A 17,460-nucleotide genomic window follows, 5' to 3' on the forward strand; every position below is an offset into this window, starting at 1 on the left:
TAATCAATATTGCTTTCTTAAAATGAAATTAGCGAAATGAAGCAAACAAAGAATTGATGCTAGGAATACTTGGACTAGGAGCAATTTTTGTGCAGGTGAATGAGGTAATGAATTTATAGACTATAATTTAGACCATATTTTTCTTCTTTAACTCATATACTTTCCATCTTTCACCATTGAAAACAACTTTTGCATCAACATTACAATTTTGATCTATTTTGCTATGTTCAATAATCTCTTTAGGTACATAATAATCTTCAATGAAACCAAAATCAGGAGTTAAATCTATTTGATCTTCATATTCCAAATCTTCCCAATCGATAGATGATCCATATTTTCTATATTTCAATTTTAGCAAACCTGATATTTCCTTTCTTAAAGTAGAAGAAGTTTCTTCTGTTTTTTCTATTTCAATATATTTATACGAAATTTTATTTCTTTTTTTATCCAATTTATGTACCAATCTCAATTGAATAAAATCACCCACACTTGGTAAAATTTGCGTCTCATTGAATCTAACAATTCCTTCAACTCTATTATTAACTACGTAATGAAACAATTGTCTTTCATTATTTATGCTATCCACAACTGCCAAATGTTTTGTGAAATTTTCAATGATATCATTTTTCTGGCATTTATGTACATCTCTTAATTCAACCCTAATTTCTTCTTTAATTTTCTTTTGAAATTTTTTGGCTTTAATAAAATCTCCAATTACTAAAGATAAATTTCCGTCTGGAAAAAACATTTCTTTATTGTCACTTGAAATAGCATGAATAATTTTTCTTTCTATATTTATGTAATCTACGATTGCAATTACATCTTCCAAAATACTCCATTTTGCATTATCTGATTTTTCAGCAATAAGTGGAATATAATCATACTTGAAATGATTTATTTTAATTTTATCTTCGACTAATTTATTATGAAGTTTAAATTTTATGATTTCGCCTATTTGTGCATTTCTCAATATGTTAAAACGATTGGTACTTACCGATAAATCAATTAGGTTGCCATTAGTAAAATTTAGTTTTTCTTTGTTTTTATCATTCTTCCATTTTTCAGTCAGCACTAATTCTGTCCATTTGATATCTTGATATGCAAAATCTTCAGCTAATTTTATTTTCTCATTATATAGTTTAGAATTATCTAATTTTTCAGTACTATTATCTTTTACCAATGAATGGAGCAAATGGTATTTTTCAGATAACTTCCAACCTTTTAGCACTCTATTTTTTTCATAAATATTAAGTTCAATGCCAGCTTCCTCAATATTATTCAGTTTAATTAAGTTATCAGCCAAATCTAATCTGATATCTCCTAAAAAGCTTTCATCATTTTGCAAGCGAATAGCTTTTGATAACATTCCAACAGTTAAATCTAAATCGCGATCTTCTAAAAATTGTGAAAATTCGTGCCACATATAAGCTTGGTCTCCTAATTCAAGAATTAGCGTTTTATAAATTTGAATTGCCTCTTCTGAATTATGATTTTTAGCTAATAAAATTGCATATTCTCTTTTAATCCAAATGTCTTTTGGAAATTTTGAAATTGCAGTTTTAAAAGCATTTATCAATAATTCTAAATTATTAAAATTCCCTCCAGCTTTAATAAGTTCAAATGTTTTTTTTAAAGCTTTTATTGCTGTTGGTTTATAAACTTTATCTTCTTTTTTAACTTCTTTCCAATCGCTTTCAATAAAATTTTCTGGATTCCAATTTTCAAAAAATTTTAAAAATCTCCATTCTTCATTTTCATTCATTGAAAACATTGCTGAGTTCAAAATTTTTGAATGTATTTCTGAACCAATTTGCCCTTTAAAAAGTGCATTGTATTCGTCATAAAATTTCCAAACTTCTTCTTTTCTATATTCTTTATCAGCACTATAAATCTTCCAATAAAAAGGGTCTCTAAGTAAATCTAATATCTTTATAGCTGAAAGGCTTGGGACTTTTTCTATTAAAACATTAATATCTAATTGGGACTTTTTATCAATGAATTCTCTAAATATTCTAGAAATTAAAGATGGATACGTTTTACCATCATTATGACTTTCATATAAATCTTCTCTTCGTAGATTTTTCGGATCCCAAAGTAAAAAAAAGTTATATAGATTAAAGTCGGAATGTTCTTTAGAAAAATGCAAAGCAAAATTTAAAAAGATTGAATGTAACAGTGATGTTTTTTCGTTTTTTAGATTCATATAATCTCTCATCAACGAACGTACTTCTACTGAAGGGATATTATTTTCCTCTGCTTTGATGTAGCGATAAATAACCCAACCGAAAGCTTCGTGATGGACTTCAAGTAACTCATTGTTAGCTAACATTGCTTTCATATTACTTAAAGCAAGTTTATGATTACCATTTTTACTTAAATTGTCAGATTCTTGAATTTTAGTATAATTTATGTCAATTTTAGGTTTTAAAAATGCTATTTGATTACTAATAATATCATCAATATCAGTAAAATTTATTGCAATCAATTCATTAAAATATTGTTGTGCCTGATTTAGACTATTTTGACTTAATGCCAATTTACACAGGTCTATTAATGGCCATGCCAAAGCATTTTGAGTCCAACTATCATGTGGGTCAATTTGATAGAGTTTTAATGCCATATCAAGAGCTTCTTGTATTTTTCCTTCTCTTCTTAATTCGAAAACTGTTCTTGTATCCATTACATCAACCAAGATTTTAATTTATCTCCCAAATCTTCTTTTGTTTTTTCAGTTACAATAATTGAATTAATAAATCCTTTCGTTTTTTGCGAAACACTTGTTCCATACCATACTTGAAATTTTATCTTATCTGAACTATTTACAGCCATGAAAATATCGTGATTGTTATGGCTTTTTTCTAATTTAAGTTTGAAATTATTTTCTTTTAATTTATTAAACCATTTTGAGTAAATATCTTTTCTAAAATCCTTAATACTTTCTAAAGAGTTGTTCTGACTTTGATTTACATCAGTAGTAAATAGATTTTTAATAAGTTCTTCAATCATGCTTTTATCATCATTTTCTAACTTATCAATTCTAACATTACTTACTGAAAATTGGTCTCTTTCTCCTTTATTATCAATATTCAAAATACAATTCTTGTCAATAGCTTGAGGAATAGAAAAAATAATTTTAGTTAAATGATCTGATTTTTTTTGAACGTTTTTAAGTATATATCCTTTTAACTCTAATTGGTTTGTTAGTAAATCAATTGCTCCAATTACATTTTCATTGGTAACTTCTTCTAATTTTTCGGAGCCAACATATTTTAATTCATAGTTTTGAAATTTCAAAAGACTATTTGTTGCATTATTATTTTGATTCGTCTTATTTAATTCGTCTTTAAATTCACAATCTTGAAATGGATTAATTTCTTTTGGATTGACTACATAAACAAAGTTTTCTGTTGTTGTTATTGCTGTATATAGCCATCTAAAATATTCTGCATTATTAATTCCTTTGCTTTCCCCTTGATTAGTGTTTATTATTGTTTCCTTGAAAGAAGACCCTAATCCTTTATGAACAGTCAAAGCCCAACCATAATTCATAAATACTGCATTTACAAGTACATCTTTTTCTCTTAAAAGATTTGAAAGTCTTCTATTAAATTTAGAGTAGTATCTTGGTAATATTTGTTTTCTTACTTTATCAGAAGTACTTATTTTAGTTTTTTTATCCTTAGGTAAATTGTATTCTTTTGCGATAATTTCTAAAGCTTCTTTTTCTTCTTTGGTTAGATTAATATATTCAGTATCTAGTTTTAAATTTCTAAATTCCTCACTATCAATAAATGGAAATTCCTTTTTAAAATCATTTAGCCTGTTATTTACAAAAACTCGAAATGCTATTTTTTCATTATTTGAAAGTCCATCATCACTAATGAAATAATTCTCTAGTAACCATATATCGGTATCAGGAGTTCCTTGTAAACTCAAACACTTAACATTTATATTAATGAAGTTTAAATTTATAGGTATTGGACTTTGTTTGATTGTAATTGAAATATTTACCGAAGATTTAATTTCATTTAACGAAAAATACATTCCATTAATTACTTTTTTAGGTTGGTTAAATCCTGTATCATCTGGAATTGTAACATTGTTATTTGCTACTAATAAATCACCTTTAGCAAGTGCTTTCCCGTTGTTTAAACAATTATTTTTAATCCACAAATTAGTAGTCTTTGCATCTTTTTTAGAATACATGAGAACTGCTTCTTTTGGTTCTGAAGATTTAGGCTGACTAAACCATTTTTTCAGATTACTTTCAATTTCAGGCTTACTGATTTGGATTAAATTATTTTCATTCCAATTATATTTCAACTGATTGAAAATGGTGTTTTCAATACTATTTGCCATACAGTAACGTAAGTTTGAAATCCCATTAGTAGCAGTTTCTTCAAGGGGGCTTCTGTAGTGTTTAATACTACCTTCAAAAAGCTCTGATAATGTGTCTATATTTAAAGCTGTATCTTCATTTTTACCAAATGATAATGAATAAGGATCTCCAATACAAATAATTTTTCTAGTGTTTTTTTCAAGATTTAAAAACTTAAAAATATCCTCTAATAATCTCCCACTGCCAAAACGCAATAATTCCGACTGATTTAAACTTCTGTTTACAAGGTGTGCTTCATGAATAATTATTAATGCCTTTTCATCAATATATTCATTTGATTTTATTGGAATTATTTCAAGAAGTTTTGATTCTGCACTATCTTCGTTTTCATCCTCTTCTTCATTGTTTGTTTGGTTGTTTCCACCATAAATAGCTTTATAAATACTATCTGCTTGATTTCTGGTTCTATCAGTGATTTTCTTGCAAATTCTTGCTGAATGTCCCCAAAGTTCTATTTGTGGAATTCCAAAGTTGGTTGTTTCTGTAATTAAATATTTCATCCAATTATCACGACTTTGAACATCCATAGATTCTAAAACAAAAACACCATTATTTTCATCTTGTAAAAAATTAGTCAATTCAATTTCTACTTCTTTTTCAATCTCATGAATGTTCTCCTCTTTTGTAGATACTGGAATTTGTAAACTGACTTCTTCCCATTTACTGGCTGGAAAAATTACTTTTAAAGCACCGGCAATTTCTTGAGTAAACTTATTCTCACTCGCAAAATCGTATAAAAATGTAGTCAATTCTGATTCTTGAACTAACTTGTAATATCTTAAACTACCTGGTATATTATTTACAACTTCTACAGGTCCTGAAAATATATTAGCTATTGCAACTCGTGATGCATTAATACTTCCATTTAAATAAATATTCTTTTCTATAATTTCATAAAATGCCTCTCGATATGCCTTTAACTGTCTAAAAGGATTTATAAAACGTGAGCCTGCTTTTATTTCAATTCTGCTTTTATCGATACTACTTTCTGAATACCATTTTGCACTTTGAAATTCTTCATCGTTTGGAGGTAGGTTAATAATACCTTGATAATCTTTGAAATCAATTAAAATTAAACCATGATTATAGCACAAAATTGCATCTGCTCTAAACCTGTGAAAGTTATCATTGAACGGATTTCCTATAAGTACTCCATCCCAATTTCTTTGAGAAAAAACTCTTTGTAATTCTAATGCACACCTTCTGAATTGTTCATTCTCGTGTGTGTGCTCTGCTCTGTTATGTAGTATTTCTAAACTCATATTTATTTGGCTTAAAAATTATATTTTTAGTAGTTTTTCTAACTTACTCCAATGTCTTTTAGTTTGACTTTTTATCTTGTTTGGAAACTTAATTTTCTGTGCTTTTTTTGCATAAGAAATAAAATTACCCCAATCAAAATGCTGTGTTATCTCAAAATAAGACTTTGATGCATTCCAAAGATATTTGTTTCTTCTATTAGCTCCTTTATATGAAAATCTTTTTAATAATCTTGCTTTGAATAATTCACCTGAATATTTTTTTAGAGGTTTGTTTGAGAAATATTTACCTCTTTTGATGGTTCGCTTCATCTTACGATAGAATCCTGAGATACTTGCTGACTTTATCTTAGTGACAGTTCCATCAAATTCTAACCCTAAATAAATAAAATTCTTATTATAATTTATTCCATTTGCAAATTCCTGACCGCATCTTAAATTTATTGCTTGTCGTTCAAAATGAAATATTTGAGTTTTCTTGTCTTGGATTGTTAGACAACTTGTTTGTATTTTATCAGCAAACTCTTTAATCACATCATCTTTTTTATCTAATGGGCAAATTGCTACCATATCATCAGAATATCTACGGTAAATACCACCAATACTTTCAAGATATTTGTTTATTTCATTATCAAAATCAAGCATATAAATATTTGCTAATACAGCACTTATTGGAGAACCTTGAGGAATTCCAAAATCTTTAGTAATTGTATTACCAGTATCATCTTTAACGAATCTTTGTTTTTTGACAAGACTTTTTCTTTTTGTTAAGTACTCATCCTTTGTACAAAAAGCAATTGCATTTCCTTTTTTTAGGTACTTGATTTTCGAAACTCTCTTTCTTGTTATTGTTGGTTTTCCTTGTGCTGTAGTTTTTACAAAAATTCGATTTTGAAATTCTTGAAAAATATCAACCAAATCAATGTAACTGAATCTAGTGATGTTTCTATATACATTGAAATGGTCGTCGGGTAAAGGTTGATCGTGTATTCCAAGTATGGTTTTCCATTTATCTCTTAACAATTTGTGATTAAGATTGTCAAAAAAACCTTTTATATCAAAAGCAATCGCTACGAAATTGTCTTTTGGGTATTCATTGATTGATTTGAAAACATCTACTGCAAAATCTATATTGCATTTGTGTTTTTTTGAACCTATTTCGACAGGAATTTTTCTATAAGCTGTTACAACATCTGTTAAGTTTTTATCCGATAAAATTGTTTCATATTCTTTTGTCAATAACTCAGCATAATAACTATAAACTAAAGCGTCTAAATGACCTGCGTAGTATAATTCTCTTTCTTTTGGTTTTGATGCATTTCTGACTATTTTTTTACCATTTTTATAGTTAAATAGAAGCTCACCAGATTTGTTGCAATATTCTCTACGGAATTTTCTAACCTTACTTTTTTTATGGATAAGAGGCAGAAAATTATGAGTTGCTACTTTTAATGGATTTGTGATGTATGGTTCTATCCAAACATGACGGTCTTTAGCCAACAAAGGATTACCTATATGTGGATATCGTTTTAGTTTAAACCAATCCTTTTCCTTTTTTACTAATTTGTTGACTGCCATATTCTATTATTAAAGTGAAAAAAGAGGAGGTCGACGACGAAGCAGTGCTTTTACCCATTTGTAACAACAGGTGAAGAATACATGCGTTATTGATGCCTAAACATCGCTCCTTCAAGTCGGGTAATTATTATTATATCTTTACAAATTAAATCAATGAAAATGAAATCATCAACTATTTATAAGTCTATAACGGCTATATTATCTCTGACTGAACTGTTATGTTCAGCGCTGGAGATAACAGTTCTGCTCAGAGATAATTGTTATCTAATCTCTTGCATAACTGGAATTCAGTCATCACAACAGCGTTTAATGTTGCGTTAGATTGCTCTATACCAAAAAACGTATTCTCCGGCTCCTCCTCTTATTCACTAATTCTTAATTATATTCTATTTTTGTACTTATTTGCTATTTAATTTTATTGCATAAATCAAAGCTTATTATTTTATCTAAAACTTGAAGGATTATTAAAGCCTTTTTGAATTAGATCTTTTACAACCCCATACATCATTGCAGAAAAATCCTCTTTAAACTCTTTATTATCAGAATACAATTTGAATAAATCGAAGTTTGTTGTAATGTGTTTTAACAGTTCTTCGCCAACAACTTTATCACTTGTTATCCTTGCATTTTGATCGTCTGAAAATTTTATAGAATTAATTAATTCATTGTTTTTAGCAACATCGTTTGCAATACTTTCTGCCATTTGACGCACTTTATCGGCATCTTCAAATTGGGTACCGTATCTATCATTAAAAGTTTGCAAAATATTTGATAATCTATCGTTTTCTGAATCTGATGCTCCACCTCTCATTTCAGTAGGAATTGGTTTTAAATCTTCTCCCTGCTCCAAAACTACATTTGTTGTTGCTTCCAACTGTAAACGATAACTATCCATGTCAATATTATTTAAAATACCTTTTGAGAAATCGATTTGTGTTTCAGCTACTAACTTGTTTTGTAAATAATTTAAAAAGATATACAATCTTTCAAGGTATGGATTCTCAAAAGGTACTATTTGTGAAAGGAAAATATATAACCTTACATAAGTTTTTACTTTTGCTCTAAAATCATTTTGATGTTCTTCTTCTAGTTCGTCTTTGAAAATTTTAGAAGATTGATCTAGAATACTATGCAATTGGTCCACTGGAACATTAGCTACTATTTTGTCTGAGAATTCTTCTACTTGCTCTCTGCTATACACCTGAAAGTTATCTAATGCATCTTGTAAATCAAATAATTTATTTGGATCAGTTGCTTCTCCCAAAATGGTGCTTTCGAAATATGGTTTGAAAGCCTTTTCAATTTCTTCAGCTGTGTTAGCAAAATCTAAAACAAAGGTATCTGTCTTTAAAGGATGGCTTCGATTCAATCTTGATAAAGTTTGAACTGCATTAACACCTCCTAATTTTTTATCTACATACATCGTATGCAATAAAGGCTGGTCAAACCCAGTTTGGTATTTGTTAGCCACAATTAGAAAACGATAATCGCTTTTTTCAAATTCGCTAGGAATTGATGCACTTGAAAAACCATTTAGTTGTACTTCTGTCTGTCCATCAATCTCACCTGAAAATGCAACAATTGCTTTATAAGGACTATTTATTTTATTTAAATAATCATCAAAAGCTTTTTTATATTTAACTGCATTCGCTCTTGAACTTGTTACTAGCATACCTTTAGCTAGTCCGCCCATTTTTTTTGATCTGACAACATTTTCAAGGAAATGTTGAATCATTAATATTGCTTTTTTCTTAACCGCATGTTCATGGCTTTCCACATACGCTTTTAATTTTTTTTGCGCTCTCTTTTTATCGTATTCCGGATCGTCCTCTATTCTTTTTAATAGCGCATAGAAACTCTGATAGGTTGTATAGTTTTGTAATACATCTTTGATGAAGCCTTCATCAATAGCTTGTTTCATTGAATATAAATGAAAGGCGCAGAATTTTGTTTTATCGCCTTCCTGGTATGGTTCCCCAAAAAGTTCTAATGTTTTGTTTTTTGGAGTAGCTGTAAACGCAAAGTAACTTGCATTGGGTAATTGCTTACTTGATTTTGTAATTGATGCAATCAAGTCCTCTCCAGTTATCGTATCATTGTCTTCGGTAACTATTTCATCTTCATCATCTTCATTTTCATCAATATTGAATTTAAGCGATAATGTTTTGTTCAAATTTCTAACCATGCCACCACTAACACTGCTATGTGCTTCGTCAATAATTATAGCAAAGTTTATTCCTGGCAACTCTCCAATTTCATCTACAATAAATGGAAATTTCTGAATGGTCGTAATAATAATTTTTTTTCCTTCCTCTAGTGCTTGTTTGAGTTGTTTACTTCCTTCGGTAATGGCTTCAACTACGCCATTTACCTGTTGAAATTGCTTAATGTTATTTCTAATTTGGGCATCTAATACTTTACGGTCTGTAACTACAATAACGGTGTCAAAAATATTTGAATCTCCTGATTTATTATGTAATCCGACTAGCTGATGAGCTAACCAAGAAATAGAATTTGATTTACCTGAACCAGCCGAGTGCTGTATTAAATATTTCTTTCCTGCGCCATTTTCTTGTGCATTATTTAGTAAAAGCTGAACTGCTACTAACTGATGGTAACGCGGGAAAAGTAATTTTTTTTCTTTACGTGTTTTTGTTTTTCCTTTTTCATCCAAATATTCTTTTTCTTCGGTAATTAACTGGCAGAAATTTTGAAGAATATCTGTTACACTATTTTTAGTTAGTATTTCTTTCCACAAATAATCGGTTTTAATTCCGTTAGGATTATTTGGATTTCCAGCACCATTATTGTTTCCTTTATTGAATGGCAGAAAATAGGACTTTTGTCCTTTCAAATGGGTACACATCCAAACTTCTTCTGTATCAACTGCAAAGTTTACCATTAACCTGCCTAAACGAAATAATTCTTCGTTTGGGTCACGATCTTCTTTATACTGCTTTATTGCATGTTCAACATTTTGTTTGGTCAGCTCGTTTTTTAACTCAAAGGAAACAACCGGAATACCATTAATAAACACCATTAAATCCAATGATTTTTTATTGGATGGTGAGAAATACACTTGACGCATTACTGAAAACACATTGGCTTGATACAACGTATTAGCAGTTGTATTGTATGCTGAAACTGGTTTGTCGTAAAACAATTGCAATTTGGTATCTGTAAAGCCATCCGTAATTCCTTTGCGGAGTACCTCAATAATTCCCTTTGCCTGTACTTGGTCGTTAAAGCGTTTTATGATTTTTTGTTTGTATAGCTCCTTATGGTATTGCTTTAATTTTGCCATCGCTTTGGGTTGCGAGGTTTCTAAAAACTGAAACAATAGTTCGCTGTCTATACAATTGACATTGTCATACGATATATTTTCACGTTGAACATACTCATTTTCATCAACCAAATATTGAGCAATATGTGCTTCAAGTCCTTTTTCGGTAGTGTCGGTTTGTTTACTCATCTTTCAAAATGTTATTGTATAGTTCTGATGCCGTTGTCGTTTCTATTATTTTATTTTTAATTTCTTCAGGTGCTAATTCCCACAGTTTAGTATTTCTACTGATGAAGTTACTTTGCAAATTAAAAATATCTTTAGAGTTTAGAAATAAGCCATCTTGATTATCCCAATGCCTAATAGCTATATGACCTCCGTTTTGCCAAATATTAATGTCCAGAATTAAAGCATATATTATTAGTTGCTCATTTAATGAGCTTATCTGTTTTACTAAAGTAATGTTGTTATTACAAAATTCTTTTTCCTTATTTTTTAAAATCTCTTTGATTTTTAAAGCACTATTTTTGAAATAATTAAAAAATAATTCAAAGGCATTACCATCTATATTTCTAACTATTCTTCCCCAGTTCTTATAATCGTAGTTCTCTAAATAATAAGGACTTACTCTGTGTTTAAATTCTCCAAAATGTAATAAAGCTGACTGTAATGATTTGAAATCTTTGTATCCTTTTTTCTCATTAGTGTTAATTGGAAACAATTCGTGAAATTTTGTATTTATCAACATCAAATCATTTATCTCTAGAGGTTGATTAAAGTCAACTAAATGTGTAATATTTTGATTCTTGAGGTTTTTCCCTTCCAAGTTGATAGGATGGTCTTCAATTTCCCAAATTATTTCTTCAATTTGTCTTATTTCATCTGCTGATTGATTTCTTAAAAAAGTATGTTTTTGTATTTCTTCTTTTAAAAATGTCTTGACATTTTTTGATTCCTCCTCGTCATCTAATGGCTGAATAGAAATCAATTCTTGTAATTCTAATTTGTTGTTGTCCCAAACTCCATTTCGAACTATGTATTCTATTAATCCTTTTACACTTTTTACTGCTCTGATGTTATTGTTTAATCTAACATAAAACAATCTTATTACTCTAAAGGCTTCTTCAATATCTTTATTGTTTTCTTTCTTATTTAAATAGTAAAATATTGGCCAAATAAAAGCCATTCTGTTTAGTTCTATCGCTTTTTTATCATCTCCATAGTCTATAAACCAATCTGTTGTTTTATAATTAAATAAATCCCAAAATTCGGTAATTCCTTTATCTATCCAAGCTGAATAGGTGTAGTTATTTGAAAAGCTTAGTTTATTTTTAATAATCCATTCGAAATTATTAATATGTTTTTCTAGTATTGGCAACTTAATCAATTCGTAAATACTGGAGAATTCCGCTTTTGGATTTTCAATTTTTACAAGATATTGCTCTAAGCCTGCAATACATTTTAAAAATTCATTAAACCCATTATCAGCATTATCATTGGTTCCTTTATTGACCCAAAAAAAGTCTTGCCAATCTTCCCATTTTTTACCCCAATATTTTTTTATTCCGTCAACACTCTTTTCGCCTTCATAATCTTCTCTATTAAAAACTAATTCAACATCTACTTCTTTTAATGCTCCTAATAAATCGGCTTTTATGTTTTCGTTATTCTGAATTTGCTCACCACGAGCATTCATATAAATGTATAATTCTTCTCCTTGTTCGCTGATATTAGTATCGAAATACCAACAATCCACATAGTCCAGTATGTAGTTTAAAAAGTTTTTTGAGTTTAGGCTTTTGGTTTGAACGAAGTTATTTATTACAACATAATTATTGATTATGGATTGTATAGTTTTATCATTAGCGTACTCACTGTAATACCAATATTGAGTAGTTAATTTTTTGTTGAAATCGGCATTAAAATCAATTGTTTCCTCAAAATCATTATCTAAACAAAAACGAATGAAATTTTTAAAGAAATCGTGTGAACTTTCTCTAACCTTAAAGTCAATTTTTAGCTGACTATCCTTAAAATATTTTTTTTCGAAATCTGCCTTATCATCTGTTGCAATAAATAAATTCAACAATAAAAGATAGACAGTTGTTACTCTTTGTTGTCCATCAATTAAAAAATATTTCCCTTTGTACTCAGCATCATTATAGGCATAAATAAACCCAATATTAGAGGCGTATTGTTGTTTTTTATAGTAATTAATGAATAGGTTTTTGATTTCTTCGTTATCCGCAGTAACATTAATTATTTCAGTATCAAACTTTACATAATCACTCAATAATGAATTCATCAATCCTTCAACCTGTTCTTTTTTCCAAACATAATCTCGCTGAATTTCGGGAATAACAATTTGTTCTACCTCACGATTGACAAATAACTCTTTTATAGTATATTTTCCTGGTTTCATTATTAGTTATTTGTTCTGAGTTTGGTAATTACATTTTCTATGTACTTAAAATGTTTTATTGCATCGTCATTGGTCCATTTAATTATGCTATCTGAATTGACATTAATTTTATTAAATATTTCAAATGTATGTTTAGGAACAAAGCTGCCACTTTGAATCATTTCATTGACATTATCTCTTTTTAATTTAAACATAGCACATCCATTAGAACTGTTGTCTGGAAGTGCCAATAAACTCATATTTCCTAAATTATTTACCCAGGTTTTTTGCAAAGCTTTGTAATACACTTCCTTTTCATCATCGGTTCTTTCAGGTAAAAGCAATACTCGTTTTACTTCCTCAATATTTTCATAGTCTTCCCCAATCATTTTTAGTATATCTGATTTTTCTTCTTCAGATAGTATTTGAACTTTACCACGCCACATTCCTTCCGGACTTTGAGGGAAAATATGCTCAAGTGACCATTTGTTATTTTTTCTAAAATTGTAATAATCAAACCGTATTTCAGTTTTTTCTTTGACAGTTTCAAAAACGCTCAATGCTAATAAAACCCTATGAATGTCAATATTGTATTCACTGCCATATTTAAGTAGGTTTAAATCTGATAGTAGAAGTTTATTTCTTTCATTTATTAAGTTAGCCAATAGTTCTTCTTTAGATAAATAGAGGTTTTTGCTAACAAAACTGATTTTATTTAATCGGCTTCCTTCCTCAAAAAAGAGATACCCCATTAAGTTAAAAACAGAATCCTTTTGGTACCAATCTTTTAGTATTGAATAAATTTCTTTTAATTTCAGTAATAGTTGAAAACTGGCATCATTATTTTTGGTTTCTTTATGAAAATAATTGAACAAAAGATATTGATTGTCTTTTATGTCAGTGTCCTTATGAAATGTCATAGAAAGTAATAGTAATAACAATGCTTTTTGATGCGTTATTGGATCTTTTGTGTTTTGAAATTCTTTGCTAATGGTTTTGTTAAAGCTTTTTTCGTCAATGGATTTATTGTCATTTGAAAAGAAAAAGTGCTTTACTTTTTTATCATTAACCCAGGTTGTTATTTCATCCCATTGTCTTCCTAGAGCGGTTCTTATTTCAAGTATTTCTCTATAATGTTTTTGCTTTACTTGTTCTGAGGTTGTGCGTGCCGCTTTGGTAAGCAATAAGCCTTTGATCAGTTCTGCTTCTGTAAGTCCTACTTTGTTGCTGTTTAGGTTTCTAAAAACGCGTTCACTGTCAATGTGTGGTTCTATTTCGTTGACAATGATTTTTACATAGTTGAGAATAAATTTATTGAATTCATCTAATTCTGTTTGAATTTGTTCTGGTTCTAAAAAAGTATGAATATATTGTGCGGCACTGTGTAGGTAAAAAATATCTTGCTTATTAATGTTATTTCCATTGATGCTAATACCGGTTTCATTATGCCAATTGGCAGCCAAGAATATTTCTAGTTTGCCGTTGTCGTAGATATAATTCTTGAAGAAATCTTCTCGGATGGCATAATCTAATTTTCCTTTGGCAATATTTTTTTGGCTTTTTAAAATTAAAGCAATAACTGAAAGTAAAATAGAAAAAGAGGTAAGTCGTTGTTGTCCATCTATTACTTCTAAATGTTTTTCTTTATTTATCTTTTTTACCGTAATGTATTGCATATAATACTCTTTACGGCTGCTGTTTTTTGCACTAACGAAGGCTTCCCATAAATCGGTCATAAGGATTTGGATGGCATCGGTAGGTTTTTTAGATGCCCATTTGTAACCTCGCTGGTATGCAGGAATATGGTACTTTCCAGCATCATATTGCCCCAAACACCCTTCGCTGGGATCGGTACTGAAAATATTTTTTATACTAAAAACTAATTCTTTCATCTTAATTTACTCTATTTCCATTCCCTCACTATCTTCTTCTACCTTATCTAGTTCTTCTTCTTCTTCATTTAAATAATTAAATTTTTCCAATTCATTAGCTTCGAAATTTAACTCAGGTATTTCATAATCTCTAACATCTATTTTACCTGTAACAAGATTAAAAATTAAGGTATTAATATATTCTTTAAGTAATCCAGTTTTTGGATTCGTTTTACCAAAAATGACATTAGTATACTTTATTAAATTTTGAATTTGTTTTTGTTTAAATTCAATGAACTCAACTATTTTATTTTGTTCTTCTAAAGAAGGTACAACACAATGTATATTGTAAAACTTATCAGAATACAAACGCAACCTACTTTCAATAATACCAGTTGATTTTCTTTTAAATTCTGCTTTATAAGTTTCTGTTTTAAAAAGATACTCGAAAAATTTGGGATTATAATCTTTTCTAAATTCATAAATGCAATAAGCAGGACTAATAATTCCCTCATAATTAGAAATTGCCATTGAACCATTCCATGCCAACATAATATTATTAACTAATTGATTAATCTTAACAATTTTATATCCTATTAAAGAAGATGCATTTGTTAAATTATCATTTTCATTTTTCTTCTTATCTCTTTTAAGCTCAACACCAGTATATTGTGAAAGTGATAACAAATCTTCTAATCCAGATTCTGATTTATTAGAAATTTCATATAGAACATGTTTTACTTTCTTTATTTCCCATCCTATAGGCATTTCCGCTATTAAAGAAATGTTTGTTAATTTTAATTTTTCTCTTTTTCTCATTTTAATAAAGCATTTAATAAACCATTACTTTTTGCTTCTAATATTTCTATGTCTTCAATTATTTCATTTAGATTCCTATAACTATCTTCGTTATGAAAATATTCTAAAAAATTTATTGAATAACCAATTTTAATGGACTTTAAATCAGGTTTTGCATTTGGAGTATATTTAAGGATTTCTTCTTTACAGTATTTATCAATCTCATTAATCAATGGGATAAATTCCACATCTTTAAATTCCACATCTTCATCAAAATCTTTATTAGAATGTTTAACTTTTAATGAATAATAACCGAACTCTTTATTTGAAAATATTTGAGAAAACTCATTAATTTCATTATTCAAATACATATTAACAATTGAATCAATATGATCTTTTGTAAGTTCACTTTTTTTGTTCCCTAAAGCTTTAGTCATTTTATTATAAAACGAATCACCTTTTATTAATTGTACTTTATTTTCCCTAAACTTATCTTTATTATTAGAAAGTATCAAAATGTAAGTTGGTTGTCCAGTGTTATAGAAAATATCTAATGGTAATGCAATAACAGCTTCGAGTAAATCATTTTCAAGAATATATTGTCTAATGCCACTTTCACTTGAACCCGCATCACCAGTAAACAAAGCCGAACCGTTATGAACTGATGCTATGCGACTACCACCATCCTTAGGATCTTTCATTTTAGACAACATGTGTAGCATGAACATTAATTGTCCATCATTACTACGAGAAGTTAAGCAAGTGGTTTCTAAATCTCCTTTAAAATTTTTAATAGGTAAATTAAATCGTTTGTCGTTAATTTCTACTTTCTTGGTGCTACTTACATTTAAATTATCAATGTCCTGCTTCCAACTAGTGCCATAAGGGGGATTAGTAAGCATGAAATTGAATTTTAAATCAGGATCAAAACCATATTCACTTAACGTAGAACCAAACTTTATTTTATCAGGGTCTTCTCCTTTCAACAACATATCTGATTTACAAGTAGCGTACATTTCACCAGTGTTTTCTTGACCGTATAAGTGAAAAGAAGCCTTTGATTTTATTTCCCCTTCTGGATTTGTGGCGAATAATTTTGATTGCGTTAGCATGGCACCTGAACCTGCACAAGGATCATACACCAAAAATGTGCCTTGTTGTATTTTATCTTTTACCGGAAGATATACCAAGTGTGTCATTAACTCAATGATTTCTCTTGGTGTGAAGTGTCGTCCAGCAGCTGCATTTGTTTTTTCGTTGAAACGTCTAATCAAATCCTCGAACATATAACCCATTGCCATAGGCGAAATTTTATCCGGGCTTAATTCTACTTTAGGACTGCAAAACTTTTCAATCAATGAAAATGTGATGTTTGTACTCTCAAAGGTTTCCAGCTGATTTCTAAACTTGAATTTTGTAATAATGTCTTGGACATTTTCTGAAAATCCGTTTAGATAATCCAGAAAATTGTCATCAATATTTTTTGGGTCAGCCAACAACTTCTTCATGGTGTATTTGGAAGTATTGTAAAATGCTAGACCTGAACCGTGTTGCTCACTGGTTAATAAACCCGAAAGGTTGTCTATTTTATCTTTGAAATCGTCAAAGGTTTTTTGCACTTTGTCTTTTGATGGTTCTAAAGCCAAATCCAAACGACGTAAAACGGTCATGGGTAAGATTACATCTTGGTATTGGTTTTCGAGAAACTTATTAATTAAAACATCATCGGCAACGGTCCAAATGAAGTTGATAATGGGTTGTAAGCTTTGTGTATTTAGGCTCATTTATTGAATTTAATAGTATGTAAGATTATCATTATTTTCAGAAATAATGTATTATGGGTAAATATACAATAAAGCAATCTAATGTAA

At 29.1% G+C, this 17,460-nt stretch carries 8 protein-coding genes; all 8 read right to left on the reverse strand.

Annotation, left to right across the window (positions count from 1 at the left end; genetic code table 11):
• Window positions 1–127: 127 nt before the first annotated feature.
• Window positions 128–2,680, reverse strand: a complete 2,553-nt coding sequence (locus OYT91_RS06340) for a tetratricopeptide repeat protein (protein WP_281239966.1) — start codon at window positions 2,678–2,680, stop codon at window positions 128–130.
• Complete coding sequence (locus tag OYT91_RS06345; RefSeq protein ID WP_281239967.1) at window positions 2,680–5,661, reverse strand: hypothetical protein; 2,982 nt, start codon at window positions 5,659–5,661, stop codon at window positions 2,680–2,682. The genes OYT91_RS06340 and OYT91_RS06345 overlap by 1 nt, the downstream gene beginning before the upstream one ends.
• Window positions 5,662–5,679: 18 nt before the next feature.
• The gene (locus tag OYT91_RS06350) at window positions 5,680–7,236 is read right to left on the reverse strand and encodes a reverse transcriptase domain-containing protein (RefSeq protein WP_281239968.1); all 1,557 of its coding nucleotides are present in this window, start codon (window positions 7,234–7,236) and stop codon (window positions 5,680–5,682) included.
• A 442-nt stretch (window positions 7,237–7,678) separates the two neighbouring features.
• Entirely contained in the window at window positions 7,679–10,708 is a 3,030-nt protein-coding gene (locus OYT91_RS06355) for a type I restriction endonuclease subunit R (protein WP_281239969.1), read from the reverse strand.
• Window positions 10,701–12,941: a DUF262 domain-containing protein gene (locus tag OYT91_RS06360; RefSeq protein WP_281239970.1), complete on the reverse strand. Its 2,241-nt coding sequence runs from the start codon at window positions 12,939–12,941 to the stop codon at window positions 10,701–10,703. The genes OYT91_RS06355 and OYT91_RS06360 overlap by 8 nt, the downstream gene beginning before the upstream one ends.
• Window positions 12,942–12,943: 2 nt before the next feature.
• A complete protein-coding gene (locus tag OYT91_RS06365; protein ID WP_281239971.1) occupies window positions 12,944–14,812 on the reverse strand; it encodes a DUF262 domain-containing protein in 1,869 nt (622 codons plus the stop codon).
• Between the two features lie 6 nt (window positions 14,813–14,818).
• Window positions 14,819–15,610 carry a restriction endonuclease subunit S gene (locus OYT91_RS06370; protein WP_281239972.1) on the reverse strand — a complete coding sequence of 264 codons (792 nt, stop codon included), beginning with the start codon at window positions 15,608–15,610 and terminating at the stop codon, window positions 14,819–14,821.
• Window positions 15,607–17,373 carry a type I restriction-modification system subunit M gene (locus OYT91_RS06375; RefSeq protein WP_281239973.1) on the reverse strand — a complete coding sequence of 589 codons (1,767 nt, stop codon included), beginning with the start codon at window positions 17,371–17,373 and terminating at the stop codon, window positions 15,607–15,609. The genes OYT91_RS06370 and OYT91_RS06375 overlap by 4 nt, the downstream gene beginning before the upstream one ends.
• Between the last annotated feature and the right edge of the window lie 87 nt (window positions 17,374–17,460).

Origin of the sequence: Flavobacterium praedii, assembly GCF_026810365.1 — a bacterium.
Classification (GTDB): Bacteria; Bacteroidota; Bacteroidia; order Flavobacteriales; family Flavobacteriaceae; genus Flavobacterium; species Flavobacterium praedii.

Excerpts from the sequence above, each read along its gene's own strand:
- OYT91_RS06355 (WP_281239969.1), bottom strand. The coding sequence starts at position 10,708 with ATGAGTAAACAAACCGACACTACCGAAAAAGGACTTGAAGCACATATT.
- OYT91_RS06370 (WP_281239972.1), bottom strand. The coding sequence starts at position 15,610 with ATGAGAAAAAGAGAAAAATTAAAATTAACAAACATTTCTTTAATAGCG.
- OYT91_RS06365 (WP_281239971.1), bottom strand. The coding sequence starts at position 14,812 with ATGAAAGAATTAGTTTTTAGTATAAAAAATATTTTCAGTACCGATCCC.
- OYT91_RS06360 (WP_281239970.1), bottom strand. The coding sequence starts at position 12,941 with ATGAAACCAGGAAAATATACTATAAAAGAGTTATTTGTCAATCGTGAG.
- OYT91_RS06350 (WP_281239968.1), bottom strand. The coding sequence starts at position 7,236 with ATGGCAGTCAACAAATTAGTAAAAAAGGAAAAGGATTGGTTTAAACTA.
- OYT91_RS06340 (WP_281239966.1), bottom strand. The coding sequence starts at position 2,680 with ATGGATACAAGAACAGTTTTCGAATTAAGAAGAGAAGGAAAAATACAA.
- OYT91_RS06345 (WP_281239967.1), bottom strand. The coding sequence starts at position 5,661 with ATGAGTTTAGAAATACTACATAACAGAGCAGAGCACACACACGAGAAT.
- OYT91_RS06375 (WP_281239973.1), bottom strand. The coding sequence starts at position 17,373 with ATGAGCCTAAATACACAAAGCTTACAACCCATTATCAACTTCATTTGG.